The organism is Sorangiineae bacterium MSr11367 (genome assembly GCA_037157805.1).
Classification (GTDB): domain Bacteria; phylum Myxococcota_A; class Polyangia; order Polyangiales; family Polyangiaceae; genus Pendulispora; species Pendulispora rubella.
Map to the genome: position 1 here is coordinate 5,056,293 of CP089983.1, position 14,883 is coordinate 5,071,175.

12 protein-coding genes are annotated in these 14,883 nt (G+C 64.4%); 6 read left to right on the forward strand and 6 right to left on the reverse strand.

Annotation, left to right across the window (positions count from 1 at the left end):
• Nucleotides 1-53: 53 nt before the first annotated feature.
• Both LVJ94_19765 and LVJ94_19770 read left to right on the forward strand, forming a co-directional pair.
• Nucleotides 54-1,937 carry a beta-galactosidase gene (locus tag LVJ94_19765; protein ID WXB09456.1) on the forward strand — a complete coding sequence of 628 codons (1,884 nt, stop codon included), beginning with the start codon at nt 54-56 and terminating at the stop codon, nt 1,935-1,937.
• 34 nt (nt 1,938-1,971) lie between these two features.
• Nucleotides 1,972-3,633: a serine/threonine protein kinase gene (locus LVJ94_19770; protein WXB09457.1), complete on the forward strand. Its 1,662-nt coding sequence runs from the start codon at nt 1,972-1,974 to the stop codon at nt 3,631-3,633.
• On the opposite strand, the gene LVJ94_19775 is transcribed toward LVJ94_19770, so the two are convergent.
• Nucleotides 3,581-4,867: an aminotransferase class I/II-fold pyridoxal phosphate-dependent enzyme gene (locus LVJ94_19775; GenBank protein ID WXB09458.1), complete on the reverse strand. Its 1,287-nt coding sequence runs from the start codon at nt 4,865-4,867 to the stop codon at nt 3,581-3,583. The genes LVJ94_19770 and LVJ94_19775 overlap by 53 nt on opposite strands.
• A gap of 70 nt (nt 4,868-4,937) precedes the next feature.
• On the opposite strand from LVJ94_19775, the gene LVJ94_19780 reads away from it, so the two are divergent.
• The 3 genes from LVJ94_19780 (at nt 4,938) to LVJ94_19790 (ending at nt 8,469) form a co-directional block, all read left to right on the forward strand.
• Nucleotides 4,938-5,447 carry a hypothetical protein gene (locus LVJ94_19780; GenBank protein WXB09459.1) on the forward strand — a complete coding sequence of 170 codons (510 nt, stop codon included), beginning with the start codon at nt 4,938-4,940 and terminating at the stop codon, nt 5,445-5,447.
• Nucleotides 5,448-5,955: 508 nt separating this feature from the next.
• The gene (locus tag LVJ94_19785; GenBank protein ID WXB09460.1) at nt 5,956-7,176 is read left to right on the forward strand and encodes a PQQ-like beta-propeller repeat protein; all 1,221 of its coding nucleotides are present in this window, start codon (nt 5,956-5,958) and stop codon (nt 7,174-7,176) included.
• A gap of 321 nt (nt 7,177-7,497) precedes the next feature.
• Entirely contained in the window at nt 7,498-8,469 is a 972-nt protein-coding gene (locus LVJ94_19790) for a LysR family transcriptional regulator (protein ID WXB09461.1), read from the forward strand.
• 39 nt (nt 8,470-8,508) lie between these two features.
• Here LVJ94_19790 and LVJ94_19795 read toward each other — a convergent pair whose 3' ends face one another.
• The 5 genes from LVJ94_19795 to LVJ94_19815 all read right to left on the reverse strand — a co-directional run bounded on the left by LVJ94_19795 (nt 8,509) and on the right by LVJ94_19815 (nt 14,409).
• Entirely contained in the window at nt 8,509-9,570 is a 1,062-nt protein-coding gene (locus LVJ94_19795) for an SDR family oxidoreductase (GenBank protein WXB09462.1), read from the reverse strand.
• A 70-nt stretch (nt 9,571-9,640) separates the two neighbouring features.
• Entirely contained in the window at nt 9,641-11,032 is a 1,392-nt protein-coding gene (gene zwf, locus LVJ94_19800; protein WXB09463.1) for a glucose-6-phosphate dehydrogenase, read from the reverse strand.
• 27 nt (nt 11,033-11,059) lie between these two features.
• Nucleotides 11,060-12,352: an amidohydrolase family protein gene (locus LVJ94_19805; protein WXB09464.1), complete on the reverse strand. Its 1,293-nt coding sequence runs from the start codon at nt 12,350-12,352 to the stop codon at nt 11,060-11,062.
• Nucleotides 12,349-13,089, reverse strand: coding sequence for an SDR family oxidoreductase (locus LVJ94_19810; GenBank protein ID WXB09465.1), 741 nt, complete (start codon nt 13,087-13,089; stop codon nt 12,349-12,351). The genes LVJ94_19805 and LVJ94_19810 overlap by 4 nt, the downstream gene beginning before the upstream one ends.
• A gap of 9 nt (nt 13,090-13,098) precedes the next feature.
• Complete coding sequence (locus LVJ94_19815) at nt 13,099-14,409, reverse strand: FAD-dependent monooxygenase (protein WXB09466.1); 1,311 nt, start codon at nt 14,407-14,409, stop codon at nt 13,099-13,101.
• A gap of 125 nt (nt 14,410-14,534) precedes the next feature.
• Here LVJ94_19815 and sugE point away from each other — a divergent pair, with 125 nt between their 5' ends.
• Nucleotides 14,535-14,861, forward strand: coding sequence for a quaternary ammonium compound efflux SMR transporter SugE (gene sugE / locus LVJ94_19820; GenBank protein ID WXB09467.1), 327 nt, complete (start codon nt 14,535-14,537; stop codon nt 14,859-14,861).
• The last annotated feature ends 22 nt before the right edge of the window (nt 14,862-14,883 follow it).

Consider the following 14,883-nt stretch of genomic DNA (forward strand, 5'->3'; position numbering starts at 1 on the left):
TACACTTCGCCGCAAGTAAACGAAAGCAAACGAAACACTACGAAGGTGACCTCATGGATCGACGAGAATTTCTTCGTACGGCAGCAGCAGGTTGCACAGTGGCGGCGTCGGGAAGCGTGATCTCGTGTGGCGATACGCCCGCGGCCCTGGCGGAGCGAACGGCCCTGGCGGGGACGATCGGCGCGAACGCGCGCCGGGCGGGTCTCACCGTCGAGGGAGACCATTTTCTCCTCGACGGAGAGCGATTTCAAATCATCGGCGGGGCGATTCACTACTTTCGTATCCATCCGGATCAATGGCTCGATCGCCTTCAGCGCCTGCGCGCGATGGGCCTCAACACGATCGAGACCTACGTCGCGTGGAATTTTCATCAGCCCACGCCCGGCGACGCCGACTTCACGGGGTGGCGCGATTTGGGGCGATTCATCCGCCTGGCCGGCTCGCTGGGCCTCAAGGTGGTGGTGCGCCCCGGGCCGTACATCTGTGCGGAGTGGGACTTCGGCGGATTGCCGGCCTGGCTGCTCGCCAATTCGAAGATTCAATTGCGCTGTAGCGATCCCGAATACGAAAAGGCCCTGGACCAATGGTTCGACAAGCTGCTTCCGCACCTCGCGCCCTTGCAGTGGGGAGCGGGCGGGCCCATCATCGCCGTTCAAATCGAAAATGAATACGGTAGCTTCGGCAACGATCAGACGCACCTGAAACACATCGAGGGTGTGCTTCGCCGCCACGGCATCGACAGCCTCCTCTTTTGCTCCAACGGCACCTACGACTGGATGCTTCGCGGCGGGAACCTGCCGGGCGTGCTCGCCACGGCGAACTTCAGCGGCGACCCGACGGGCGACTTCGAAGCCCTGCGGAAATTCCAGCCGAATGGGCCGCTCTGGTGCACCGAATACTGGGACGGGTGGTTCGATCATTGGGGTGAAGGCCATCACAGGACCGATCCGACGGAGACCGCCGCGATGGTCGACAAGATGTTGGCCATGGGGGCCTCGGTGAATCTGTACATGGCTGCCGGAAGTTCCAACTTCGGATTCTGGGCCGGTGCCAACTACGACGGCCATTACCAATCGACGATTACGAGTTACGATTACGATTCCCCGGTGGGAGAAGCCGGTGAGCTCACGCAGAAGTTCACCAAATTGCGCGAGGTGATCGGCAAGTACGCCCCGCTGCCGACCGATCCGCTTCCCGAGCTCCCGCCGCGCCTCGCCGCGCAAACCGTCGCCGTGCGCAGCGCGGCCACGCTTTTTGGCGCACTCGATCGACTCGGCCATGCCGTGCATCGCGGCGCGCCGGTGCCGATGGAGCAGCTCGGGCAGGCCTACGGGATGATTCATTATCGGACGCGCATCCAGGGGCCGCGCACCAAGGCCACGTTGACCATTCAGGGCTTGGCCGATTGGGCGCTCGTCTACCTGGACGGCAAGTTCGTGGGACGGCTGGATCGCAATACACCGAAGGTCGGCGTCGACATCGCGGTGCCGGGGGAGGCGAGCCAGCTCGATCTCTTGGTGGACTGCCATGGGCGCATCAACTTCGGCTCGAACAACCGCGATCCCAAGGGCATCAATGGCAACGTGCTGCTCGGCGCGCAAGCTTTGTTCGGCTGGGACATCTGGCCGCTCCCCCTCGACAACCTCGACCCGTTGCAGTTCGGCGCAATCCCCGCGAGCTTCACCGGTCCGACGTTCTACCGCACGAGCCTGAGCATCCCGCGCCCCGCCGACGGGTTCCTCGCGTTCCCGAATTGGAAAAAAGGCATGGTCTGGCTCAATGGATTCTTGCTTGGCCGCTACTGGGACCGTGGTCCACAACGCCGCCTTTATGCACCCGCGCCGCTGTGGAAAGCCGGCCGCAACGATGTCGTGCTCCTCGAGTTGCACGGTGCGGGCAGCCAGGTCGCGCTGCACGGCGAACCGGACCTGGGGTGATCCCTCGGTTGACATGCCCCTCGCTTGACAGCGGATGAGCGCCACCATCATCATGCCAGAGCCTTCGGCAAAGGTGGCGATGGGCGCGAACTTGCAACACCCGATTCCAGCGCGCCTCTTCGCACGCATCGGCAGCACGATCCAGAACAAGTACCGCATCGACCGGATGCTCGGCATGGGCGGCACTGCGGTGGTGTATTCGGCGGTTCATCGCAACGGCAATCGGGTCGCGATCAAATTTCTGCTCGATCGCTACTCGGACGATCCCGAGATGAGCCGCTTCTTCCGCCACGAAGCGTACGTGGCGAACCAAGTGGAGCACCACGGCGTGGTGCCCGTCTTGGACGACGACGTCGACGAGGCCGGCTGTCCTTTTCTCATCATGCCGCTGCTCGAGGGCGAGAGCCTTCGTGCGCGATGGGAGCGTAGCGAGCGACGCTTGCCCATCGACGAGGTGCTCATCCTGATGGCCGATGCGCTCGACGTGCTGGCCGCGGCGCACGGGCGGGGCGTCGTTCATCGCGACATCAAGCCGGACAACCTGTTCGTGACCACCGCCGGTTACGTTCGCGTGCTCGACTTCGGCATCGCACGAAGGCTCAACGCCGATGCAAGCATCAGCGTAACCGGTCGCATGGTCGGCACGCCCGCGTTCATGCCCCCCGAGCAAGCCATGGGGGACCGCCGCCGCGTCGGTCCTCGGAGCGACTGCTGGGCCGTGGGCGCGACCATCTTCACCCTCCTGACGGGGGATTACGTTCACGTGGCCGACAGCCCCGAGGCACTTCTCGTCGCCGCCGCCATGCGAAGCGCGCGCTCGTTGGGGGACCTCATGCCGGACGCTGCACCCGCCCTCGTGCGCTTCGTCGACAAGGCCCTGGCCTTCGAGCCAAAGGACCGCTGGTTATCCGCCCGCGAGATGCGCGCCGCCTTGCCGGAGGCCTTCGAGGCCGCCGCAGGCGCCCCTTTCAGCACCGTGGCCTCGCGGGTGCGCGCCGACATCGTCTACGAGCTCTCGCCGCGCCACCACCGGGAACCATCCCACCTCGGCGTAGCCCCTGGCGCCGCGCCCCATGCGGAGATGCCGCTCCCAAACCTGCCCGCCACGGAACCGGCGGAGAAGGCTTGGCGACCGGCCGACCTTCCGCAAACCATGCGAGCCGCCGGAATTTCCGCGCCGCGGATCGCGGTGGGGCCAAAGAACGACCGCGAGGGGCGGCTGTTTCATTGTGCCGATGGAATCGCCGTCGGGCAGTGGGGACGCATCTCGTTTGCCGTGTGGCGCGAGGGCGTTACGTACGAGAAGTTCGCCGAGCAGCGGGACGGTCTCGCCGACGTCGTACGTCGTTACCCCGAGGGCGTGGGCTTCATGTGCATCGTCGAAGCGGGCACCAAGCCGCCCGACAACGTGTTGCGGCGCGCTTCCGCGGATATGCTGGCCTCACACGGAGACAAGGTGAAGTGCGTCGCCATCGTGTTGGAAGGCGAAGGCTTTTGGGCCGCGATGACCCGCAGTGTCATCATCGGAATGGGCCTGTTGCTTCCGCGCTTGCTGCCCTCCAGCGCATTCTCGAGTGTCGGGAGCGCGCTCGAATGGATGAGCAGCTACGTGGCCGTGCCGATGCTGGAAGGCGGTACGAGCTTCATCGAGAACGCCCGTCAGCAACTGCGCGAGCAGAAGGGGTCGCCGCCCTGACCCGCTTGCCCGAGGGGGCGTCGGAGCGGCCCTTCGTATTCCGTTGCTCGCTGGAAATGCTTTCCATGAGATGTCGAATGTCCATCTCCGTATTGCTCAGCGACACGGTGAATCGAATCCCCTCCTGCCCCTTCGGCACCGCTGGAAATCCGCCCGGGCAGGTGTAGATACCGCGGGCGCGCAGTCCTTGCGCAAAGCGAAACATCGCTTCCAGCTCCCCGCAAGGAACGAAGAACATCGGACTTCGATCGTTGGTGACGAATCGAATGTCGAGTTGGCGTGCGAGGGACAAGACCAAGTCGATTCGGTCGGTCAGTCCTTTCTGTAGTTCCGAAAAGTCTGGACGCAGGTGGAGCTCTGCGGACGCCACCGCGGCGCCGAGCATCGGCGGCGGCACGGGCCCAGAAAACAGCATCGGCCCGCCGCAGCGCTGCACGCGGGTGCGATCCTCGGCATCGGAGAAAATGACGGCGCCGCCGCCCGCGGAGAATGCTTTGTTCAACGAGAGGACGGCGACGATGCGACGTCGATCGGCGAAGTGTTCCAGGATGAAGCCTCGGCCATGTTTGCCGAGCCACGAGGTCGAGTGTGCATCGTCGACGTAGAGATGCAGAGTTGGGTACTTCTGCATCAAGGCGGCCAAGTCCGAAACAGGAGCAAAGTCCCCGTACATCGAATAAAGACCGTCCAGCAGCAGCCAAACTCGTCGATGTTTGCAGGCGAGCCTTGCGATCTTTTGCTCGAGTCGATCGATGTCGAAGTGAGGCACCGTTGCCACCGGAATGCCATCGAGCAGGCACGTCGCCATTTTCACGCTGGCATGCGTGAATACGTCGATGAGAACGGCGTCGCCGGGGTGAACGAGGACCGGGAGAGCCGCCATATGGGCGAGCGTGGTGGACGGCGCCACGAGGGGGAATCCGCCGGTCATTGCTTCGAGAGCGCTCTCGAGCTGCAGGTACAGCGGAGACTGCAGGTACGCCCGCGAATACGAAAATTGCGTCCCATAGCGACGAATCGCCCGAACTGCGGCATCATTCAATTCGGGCCGTTGCTCGAGCCCGAGATAACTGCATCCGCCGAAGTTGAGGAGGACCCGACCACCGATCTGAACTTGCCGACCTGCGTATTCCGTACTGTCGGCCGTCAGCATCATCAGGCCGGCGCCGGCGGTTTTACCGATTCTGTGTTCGATGAGCGGAAGGAGGCGCGACGGAGCATAGGTTGTCATCATTTCCTCTGACGTCACGGGAACAATGCTCTAATAAGCAGCGGAGGTTCTCTCTCTCGAAACCGGGTGCGACATGGCCAATGCGTCTCAAAAGTCAGCCGTTGGGGTGCAAATCCTGCATCGCACCGGCGGCATGGCCATCGCACAGTTTGGTCGCTTGTGTGTCGTGGTCTGGCGCGATGCCGTGACCCAACCCACCTTCGACCTGCAGCGCGCCGGCTTGGACCAGGTCGTGCGGAACCATCCAGACGGCGCAGGTTTCCTGTGCGTGATCGAACCATCGACCCGGCCTCCAGACGATGCTTTGCGAAGAGCGTCGGCGCAGATGGTCATGTCCCATGGCGATCACTTGAAGTGCACGGGCGTGGTGATCGAAGGGGAGGGGTTTCGAGCCGCCATTACCCGGGGAGTATTGTCAGGCATGGCTCTACTGCTCTCCCGTAAAGTGCAGGCGATGGCGTTTTCGGACACCTTCAGCGCACTCAAATGGATGCGAAATTACGTACCCGTCGGTCCCATCGAAAGGGGAACGAGCTTCATCGAACAAGTTCGAAAAGAACTCGATCCCTTGCCGGAGCGATAACCGACTCCCCGTCGAGTCGCGAACATTGGATTAGGTATATCCAAATACGAACGGTCGCAGTTGGGGGATATACCTGGTGAGCATCCCGCCAACGGACGCTCGTTCGCCCGCCTTGGGATACTATATATACGTCTAACGGCTCGAGAAGTTTATAGTCTTCATCGGGGTTTGCAAAAATCAACTCCCTGACGTCAAAAAAATGTCGCTCCGGCACCAAAGGCAGGGGCTACCCACGAACGGGCGGCGGTCACCTTCAAGCACACGCACGCCAAGGGACAGGCGGACAGGCGGACAGGCGGACAGGCGGACAGGCGGACAGGCGGACAGGCGGACAGGCGGACAGGCGGACAGGCGGACAGGCTCGCCGCCGTTTCGCGTCGACGGCGTTCGTGAAGGATGTGCGAGTGCATACCAAGGTATCGCTGCAAAATTGCGAATGCCGATCACGAATGGCTCGACCTGCTCCGAAAAGACATCTATATCGCGATCATGGGGAGGTGTTCCGTTCATGACACGATGGAAGTGGGCAGCACCGTTGCTGGCATGTGCATCGCTGTACGCGTGCGGGAGTCCTTCCGACGCGACGACAATCGAATCGGGCAGCATCGAGCAGTCCTCTGCGGCCACGGACACCGAGACGCCCCCGCGCGCCGAGCGGGGAAAACCGGGTAACGTTGGCGTCAGCGTCGACTACGCCTACAGCGATATACCCATTGCGGGCGTCGCCGGCGGGAAGAACGTCGTTTTCGTAGGTCAACCGATCAACGGCAAGGTGATGGCCCTCGATCGGTTCACCGGGGAACCGGTCGGTGAGCTGCCTTCGCCGGCCGAGGGTTTCGCTGTCCCATTTATCATTCACACCGTGGGCGATCCCGACGAGGGACGGGTCACCGTGCTCGGGGCCGGGGGATACCCCAGCCCGAAGCCGTTCTTGCCGGCCAACCCCACTTTGTACGAGTTCAGCTATCGTTACGATCGGCTGCATGGATTTCGAGCCACGCGCACGCGCGACATCAGCTTTGCGAGTGTGCTCGTGGGCTTCGCCGAAGACTTCGTGCACCTCGATGACGGCCGATACCTCGTTTCCGACGCCATCCTCGGCAGCATTTGGGTCGTCGAGCGCGATGGAACCATCTCCCCCGGTATCGTGCCAAAGACCTTTCTCCCCGAAGATCGCATTCCCCAGTTGGCCTTTTGCGAAACGGGACCCACGGCGCGGGTGAATGGCTATCCGTTCCGCTTCACGGGTGGTACGCAACCGGGGGTGTCGCCCCTCGCTGTACGCCGGGGTACGGTTTACTTCAACACCACGTGCGGGCGCGGCCTGTATCGGTTCCCGTTGCGCATTCTCCGCGACCAACGGCAGCCGTACGAGCGGGCGCGGGACATCCGCCTCGTCCAGGGCGTTCCGGCCCATGTCGACATGGAGGAGCTCCTCGACTTTACCTTTCACCCCTACGATCCATCGGATCACTGGCTCTACGCGGCCGACGCGCTGAAGCTCCGAATCATCCGCATCGACCTGGACACCGGGCGCCGTCAGATCGTCGCCGAAGACGCGCGGCGCTTCGATTTTCCCTCGTCTCTAGGGTTTTTGCCGCCGATCGCGGGGGTCTCGCCCATCGTCGTCGTTTCCAACCAGCAGGAGCGGAGTCCCCTGACCAACGATGCCGTGACCACCACGACGTTTCAGTTACCTTTCATCGTTGCAAAGGTCTTTGTGCCGTAATCGGCTCTGCAGTGCAGACCTCTGCCGAAGTTGATTTTTGCGCCGGATGCACCTAGGCAATGGGGTCCCGAGATGATCGGTATTCCAATAATGGTCCGCTGATATTCAACTACGTGCACTTGACTCAACCCCGAAGGGGCCGTATGTGGTCGATCTCGACCAAGCCCGTCAAGAAACATCGGATTGGCGCGAGTCTTCCATATAGGCATTTGGTATCTCTCGGTGATACGTGTCAGGCCGCCTCAGCTCCACTTCAGCTTATTTTAGTGCGCTACGAACTTTTGCAGTGCGGCAACCAAGGGGAGACAACGAGAGAGGTCAATGTCTGAAATCGACGTCAACGATGTGGCCATTTTCGTCCGCGTGATCGAGCTAAGCGGCTTTGCAAACGTGGCACGAGAGCGCAGGGTCCCCACGTCTACCGTGAGTCGTGCGGTTTCCCGCCTCGAGCAGGCGCTTGGGGTTCGTCTGGTTCAGCGCACGACCCGCAACATGATGCCGACCGAAGAAGGCCGGATGTTCTACGAGGACGTGGCACCGGCGCTCACCGTCGTCCGGAATGCCGCACGCGGTCTCGAGGGCGCAGGGCGCTCGCCGCGCGGACGGTTGCGGTTGTCCGCCCCGCACGACGTGGGCACCACGTTTCTCCCGCCGCTCGTGGTCGAGTTCGCGCAGCGTTTTCCCTTGGTAAACGTCGAGGTTCATCTCTCGTCGCGCATGGTGAATCTGGTCGAGGAAGGGTTCGACTTGGCCGTGCGCGCCGGGTCGTTTTCGGAGACGAGTCTGGTGTCGCGCCGGGTCGGCGACATCGAGTGGGATCTCTACGGGTCCGCATCGTACGTCGAGCAAAATGGCACACCGCGAACGCTCGACGATTTGGATCAGCACACGTGCGTCCTGTTTCGTCCGCGGGGCGGCGAGACCGAGTGGCGGCTGCATGGTCGCGATGGGAAAGACCCGGAGACGCGCAAGGTGCGCGGCCGCATCGGTGGCGACGATTTCGAGTTCGTGCGTGCGGCCATTCTGGCCGGCGGTGGCATCGGCCTTTTGCCGCGCATTACGGCATCGGGCGACGTAGCCGCCGGCAAATTGGTGCGCGTTCTACCGCAGTACGAAGTGCATAGCGGCGTGCTGCACATGGTTTACCCCTCCGCGCGTCAGGTCCCCGCGAAAGTGGCGCTGTTCAGCGACTTCGTCATCGACAGCTTCGCGCGAATGGACCTCCACGACGGCATCCCCGACGGGCACGTGAACCACCACGCGCCCCAGGTGGAACTGCTCGAGGGCGAATAACGCAGTGTCGAACAATGCGACAGTCGCGACGACTCTGCGTCATGGGATAATGCGGCGCTGACGAAGATCGCCGAAGATCCGAAGGAACATGGCCTCGGTGTCCACGTACTCGTGAAAGCCGGCGCGGCGGGCTTTGGAGCCGTCGGCGAACATGTCGTAGTCCCACGAGAAAACGAAGTCGCCAAATCGCCACGACGAGACGCTTTCGTAGGGCAGGGGCTCCAGGCCGTGCTTCTCGATCATGCGCTTCCAGAGGGCGGCCTTGTCGGCCATCACGACGTCGAGTGACATCGTCAATGGCGGCGCCACCTCCAAATCGAAGAAGCGCGCAATCTTGGGCCACATTTCATTCCAGCGGAAAAGATCACCATTGTTGATATTGAAGGCTTGATTGGCCCCGGCCTCGCTCGTGGCGGCCCAAACCGTTGCCTTGGCAAGCAACCCGGCATCGGTCATCTCGAGCAGCTTGTCGTATGCGCCGACCTTGCCTGGAAAGCGCAGCGGCAGACCGAGCTCCTTCGAGATGGATGCATACACAGCCATGACCATGGCCAGGTTCATCGGATTGCCGAGCCCGAATCCGCACACGACGGAGGGCCGGATGGCCGACCACGTCCACGTTTTGCCCTTCTGCCGATCCTCGAGAAAGCTCTGCTGGTCGACGTTGAACTCGGGCGGCATGTGCCCGGCGTCGCTCTCCCGCGCGGGCGTCTTGAACGGCCCGAGGTGGGCGCCGTACACCTTGTAACCCTGCATCAGGCTGATGTGCTGCAATCTGCGCGCGACCGGCTCGATGGCGTCGACGACGTTCACGAGCATCGCCAGGTTCGGCGGCACGAGTTCGGCCCACGTCGGGCGATCCTGGTAGGCCGCGTAGAAGACGTGCGTGACGTCCGTCAGCTCGGAAAGCTTGGCGCGGCAGTCCTTCGGGTCGAGAAGGTCGACGCTGATGTGCTTCACCTTCGGACGCGAGGACGTCGCAGGGCGACGCGACAGGCCGATGACCTCCCAGTCCTCCAGGGTCGCGAGATGCTCGATGAGATTCCCGCCGATGACCCCTTGGGCTCCGACGACGAGGGCGACGTTCTTGCGTGTGCTCATGGCTCAGAAAGTGGGGGTGCGGGGCCACGGTAGATAGCCGTGGCCAGGGCACATCATTTGTGAATCGAAGTCACGTCGGTGTGTTCCACCCGCCCACGGACTCCACCAAGCGATCCGACTCTTTCGGTCCCCAGCTGCCGGGTTCGTACGCGTGGAGCGGGCTCGGACCATGCAGAATCGGGTCCACGATGGCCCACGCGGCTTCCACCACGTCCTGACGTGCGAAGAGCGTCGCGTCGCCGGCCATCGCATCGCCGAGCAGCCGCTCGTAGGCTTCCATGCGTCCGCCGTGGCCTTGTTCGGGCTCCTCGACGATGGAGAGCTCGATGGGCTTTCCCACCATGCGATCGCCGTACTCCTTGGCGCGCGCGCCGAGGGCGATGACCACGTTGGGGCTGACGCGAAAGCGGATGTAGTTGCCCATGCTGGGCGCCGCCTCTTTGAAGACGACCTGGGGCGGGTTGTTGAACTCGATCATGACCTCGGTCACCGTCTTCGCCAGCGACTTGCCCGCGCGCACGTAGAAGGGCACGCCCTGCCAGCGCCACGAATCGACCCACAAGCGGAGCGCGGCGTACGTGCCGATGTACGAATCGGGCTTCACCCCGGGCTCGCCGCGGTAGCCGTTGAACTGCCCGCGCACCAGATTCTCCACGTCCAGCGGGCGGATGGTGCGCAGCACCTTGGCCTGCTCGTCGCGAATGGCCTCCGCGTAGGTGCTCGACGGCGCCTCCATGGCCAGGTAGCTCACGATCTGCAGAAGGTGATTCTGCACGACGTCGCGGATGACCCCCGTCTCGTCGTAGAACTTGCCGCGCCCCTTCACGCCGAAGGACTCGGCCATGGTGATTTGCACGTTCTCGACGTAATGCCGATTGAGAATCGGCTCGAGGAAGGCGTTGGCAAATCGGAAGTAGAGGATATTCTGCACCGCCTCTTTTCCGAGGTAGTGGTCGATGCGAAAGATCGACGACTCGGGAAATACGGCGTGGAGCGTTTGATTGAGCTTCTTCGCAGATTCCAGATCACGCCCGAACGGCTTTTCCACGACGACGCGCGCGTTGGTGGCATTTCCCGATTTGGCCAGCTGTTCGACCACCGTGGGGAACATGCTGGGCGGGATGGCCAGGTAGTGCAGCGGCCGCTGGGCCCCGCCGAGCTGCGCGCGCACCTGCGCGAACGTCTGCGCATCGCCGTAGTCGCCATCGACGTAGCGGAGTTGGGCTACGAGCTTCGCGAACGCGGCTTCGTCGAAGTCGCCGGCGGTGTTCAAGCTGTCGCGCGCACGCTCGATCAATTGATCGCGCGTCCAGCCGGACTTGGCCACGCCGACGATGGGCACATCGAGCCGCCCGCGCCGGATCAGCGACTGCAGGGCGGGGAAGATCTTTTTGTAGGCCAGATCGCCGGTGGCGCCGAAGAACACGAGTGCATCGGAGTGGGAATCCTTCTCGTTGCTCATGAGAAATCATGTAACCGGTTCGGTACCCTAAGGTACAAACGTTTCGATCGGTCCCCGCACGGGCCGGCCGCGATGCCAGACGGCCGAGATGGCTTTGGTGTTCGCGATGGTGTGCGACGGATCCGCATCGAGGACGATGAAGTCGGCTCGCTTTCCGGGCGCGAGCACGCCGCGGTCGCCGAGCTGGAGCAGAGCCGCGGCATGCCGCGTGGCCATGCGGATGGCTTGCAGCGGTGTAAGCCCTGCCTCCACCATCAGCGCCAGCTCGCGGTGCTCCGACACGCCGGGCACGCGCAGCGGCGTGCCGCCCGAATCCGCGCCGAAGCCGATGGAGATGCCTGCATCATGCAGCGTTTTCAAATTGCGAAGGTTCGTCGCCAGCGACGCGCGGGCTGCCGCGGACTTGGGCTCATGCAGGGTGCGCGCCCGCCACGCGGGATCGTCGAAGCGTGCGCGAAGGGCGGGCTGGAGCGCGTGTTGCGTGAAGAGGTCGGCGGTCCAGACGGGGCGCTCGGCGTAGGCGAAGGTCGACTCGTCGAGCGCCAAGGTCGGGACGTACCACGTGCCGTTTGCCTCGAGCAGGCGCACGAAGGCCTCGTCGACCGGTGCATCGCGCACCCCGTGGGCGATGAGGTCGACCCCAGCGCGGGCGACCGCTCGGGCGTCTTCCAAGTCGTGGATGTGGGCGGCCACGCGAACACCGCGCGCGTGCGCTTCGTCGATGACCGCCTCGTAAATGGCCGGTGACATTTTGACGGGGAGCGCGCCGGCGAAGTCGTCGAGCCAGAGTTTCACGAAGTCGGTCCGCCGATCGGCCATCTCGCGCACGGCGGCGCGTGCCTCGGCGGGGGTGCGCGGGCGAAAGAGCTGGTCGTTTCCGAGCGGAAACATGGCCTCCGGCGGCGCCCCGTTGGGCACGCCGACCCCGCGATCGACACCGAACAGGTCGGCGCCGGGGTGCTTTCCCGCGTGCATCTCGTCGCGCAGCTCGCAGAAGAGTGCGCCGTTCAGACCGAGGGAGGTCACCGTGGTGACGCCGTAGGCCTCGTATTGCGCCAGTTGGCGAAGGATGTTCGGCCGCGTGTAATGCCCCGGACCGACGTCCGCCCCATCGACGAGCCCCACGTGGGCATGGTTCGAGACCAGGCCCGGCATGATGGTCTTGCCGCTGCAGTCGAGGATGCGCGCGCCCTCGGGGATCTCACCCTCGCCGGTGGCGACGATGGTCTCGCCCCGCACGGCGAGGACCGCATGGGCGATGGGCTCGCGGTCCGTGCCATCGATGAGCGTGGCCCCGCGCAAAACGACGGTGTCGCTCATGCCGTCTGCCCTCCGTCGATGACCACGAATTGGCTGGTCACCGCCCGCTGCGTGGCAAGGTTGTACACGAGCTGGGCCACGTCCTCGGGCGTGGTCGCCTCGCCGAGGAGTGTGCGCTGTCGAACGCGCTCCGCCACCTCCTCGCGTCCGGCCCACCACCGGGTCATCACGAAGCCGGGAACGACGCAGGACACGCGCACTTCGGGCGCCAGGGCCCGCGCCAGCGACTTGGTCAATCCGTGCAACGCGGCCTTGGAGACGGCGTACGGGAGCGACGAGCCTTCGCCGGTCAGCCCGGCGATGCTGCCGATGTTCACGATGGCCCCGCGGCTCGCCCGCAAGTGCGGTGCGGCTGCCCGCGCGCACTGGAACGCGCCGCGCACGTTCACCGCCAGCACCGTGTCCCACACCTCGTCCGGGATGGCCTGGAGATCGCTCGCCGAGCCACCTGGCACCGGCGGGCTCACGGCGGCGTTGTTCACCAGCCAATCGACACGTCCATGGTTGCGCACCGCCTCGCCGACCATCGCGTCCACCGCACGCGCATCGCGCACGTCGGCGCGCACCGCTCGAACGCGCAGGCCACGCCCTGCGGCCTCCGCCACGGTCTCCTCCGCCTCGCGCTCCGAGCGGCTGTAGCTGAAAAGGACGTGCGCGCCCGCTTCCGCGAAGCGCAACACCGTGGCCCGACCAATTCCTGTACCTCCGCCCGTGACGATCGCAACGCCTTCATCCATGCTGCGGAATTAGGGAACGGTCGGTTCCAAATCAAGCCCCTCCTCACGTGAAGGAGGGGGCGAAGGGCCGGGAAGGGCACGAAGATCGCGCTCCAGGGCCTCGGCCATGCGCACCGGCGGCAAGGTTCCCGTGAGCCACCCGAGTTTCAGCCCGGTCATGCTGCGCACCATCTCGCGATGCACGAAGGGAACGCGCGAGAGGGCGGCCATGAACCGATCGCGCACCCACCCGAGCAGGCGCGCGTCCGATTGAAAGAACGGCGTCAGCGCCCGCGTCGCCAGTTGGTAGAAGCCGAGGTGCCGCCGCCGCGCGTGTGTGTAGCGTTCGAGCGGCGCCGGGCCCTGGAAGCAGTCGGCGAGGATCATGGCGTCGTACAGTGCGAGGTTGCACCCTTGGCCGAGCTGCGGGCTCATCGCGTGCGCCGCATCGCCGAGGTAGACGACCGAGCGCGCGCCCCACCGCCGCATGGTCACGTCGTTGTACGACGAGAAGGTGATTTGCTCTGCGCTTTCGATTTGATCGAGCACCGAGCCCGCCATCGGGGCGTGGGCACGGACCTCGCGCTTCCAGGCGTCCAGGTGCATGCGCACCTCGTCGAAGCGATCCGCGCGCAGGCTCCAGAACAGGGTGACGAGCGGCTTGGCCTTGGTCCCGCGTGCGCTCGGGCCCAGGCCCGTGGGCAGAAGACCGAGCATGCGCTCCGTGCCCCGCACGATCTGGTGCAGCCGGCCGGCGAACTGGCCCTCGGGGTCCTCTCCGATGAACCAGAGCGCTCCCCAGCGGTACGGCCGCACGCGGGCCTCGGTGCGCACGACGGGCCGAAGGCGCGAGCGCGCGCCGTCGGCCACCACGACGAGTTGGTACGGGCCATGGCGGCGCCCCGCCTCGTCGATCACGTGCGCCGTGCCGCCATCGTCCTCGATGCGATCGATGGAGACGCCGCATCGGAGCGTGACGGGGCTGTGGCGTACGGCATCGAAAAGCGCCTCGAACAAGACGCCGCGGTGCAGACCATAGCCGGTGAGCCGGGGCTCCAACGTTGCGTAAGACAGGTCGAAGATGGTGCGCCCGCGCTCCGTTTCGCAGAGGAGCCGCTCGACGCGTGCGCCGCGTGCGGCCACCTGCGGCAGAAGCCCCAATCGACCGAGCACCGCCTGCCCAATGGGCTGCAGCACGATGCCCGCACCGACGGGCCCGGGCTCGGGCACGCGTTCGAACATCGTCACGCGGTGGCCGGCGCGCGACAGAAAGAGCGCAGCGGCAGGGCCCGCCGTTCCGCATCCGACGACGGCGATCTCCAACGGGGCATTATGGGGCATGGGGAGCACTTGCCGTTTTACGCGAGAGATCCTAACTTACTACCCGTAGCTGTCGTGGCTACCCGGACGAGGTGCGCCGTACCCGGTGAGGATAAGACGACGCGATTCCACAGGAGGAACGCGTCATGGCATGGGTCTATCTCGTTATTGCAGGTCTTCTCGAGGTCTGCTGGGCCATCGGCATCAAGTACACGGAGGGCTTCACCAAGCTCGGACCGAGCGTGGTCACCGGGGTGGCCATTGTCGCGAGCATGCTCCTTTTGGCCTATGCCTCGCGCACGCTTCCCATCGGCACCGCATACGCCGTGTGGGTCGGCATCGGCGCATTCGGTGCGGCCGTCCTCGGGATGGTGCTTTTCAAGGAGCCCTTCACCATCGGGCGCGCCGTTTTCCTGGCCCTTCTGGTCATATCCATCATTGGATTGAAGGTCACGAGCCCCCAGGCTTCCTGAGAGCCGCCGTGCTAGAGTCGGC

Coding starts and splice junctions, on each gene's coding strand:
- sugE (WXB09467.1), top strand. CDS start 14,535: ATGGCATGGGTCTATCTCGTTATTGCAGGTCTTCTCGAGGTCTGCTGG.
- LVJ94_19775 (WXB09458.1), bottom strand. CDS start 4,867: ATGATGACAACCTATGCTCCGTCGCGCCTCCTTCCGCTCATCGAACAC.
- LVJ94_19780 (WXB09459.1), top strand. CDS start 4,938: ATGGCCAATGCGTCTCAAAAGTCAGCCGTTGGGGTGCAAATCCTGCAT.
- LVJ94_19790 (WXB09461.1), top strand. CDS start 7,498: ATGTCTGAAATCGACGTCAACGATGTGGCCATTTTCGTCCGCGTGATC.
- LVJ94_19815 (WXB09466.1), bottom strand. CDS start 14,409: ATGCCCCATAATGCCCCGTTGGAGATCGCCGTCGTCGGATGCGGAACG.
- LVJ94_19770 (WXB09457.1), top strand. CDS start 1,972: ATGAGCGCCACCATCATCATGCCAGAGCCTTCGGCAAAGGTGGCGATG.
- LVJ94_19810 (WXB09465.1), bottom strand. CDS start 13,089: ATGGATGAAGGCGTTGCGATCGTCACGGGCGGAGGTACAGGAATTGGT.
- LVJ94_19765 (WXB09456.1), top strand. CDS start 54: ATGGATCGACGAGAATTTCTTCGTACGGCAGCAGCAGGTTGCACAGTG.
- LVJ94_19795 (WXB09462.1), bottom strand. CDS start 9,570: ATGAGCACACGCAAGAACGTCGCCCTCGTCGTCGGAGCCCAAGGGGTC.
- LVJ94_19805 (WXB09464.1), bottom strand. CDS start 12,352: ATGAGCGACACCGTCGTTTTGCGCGGGGCCACGCTCATCGATGGCACG.
- zwf (WXB09463.1), bottom strand. CDS start 11,032: ATGAGCAACGAGAAGGATTCCCACTCCGATGCACTCGTGTTCTTCGGC.
- LVJ94_19785 (WXB09460.1), top strand. CDS start 5,956: ATGACACGATGGAAGTGGGCAGCACCGTTGCTGGCATGTGCATCGCTG.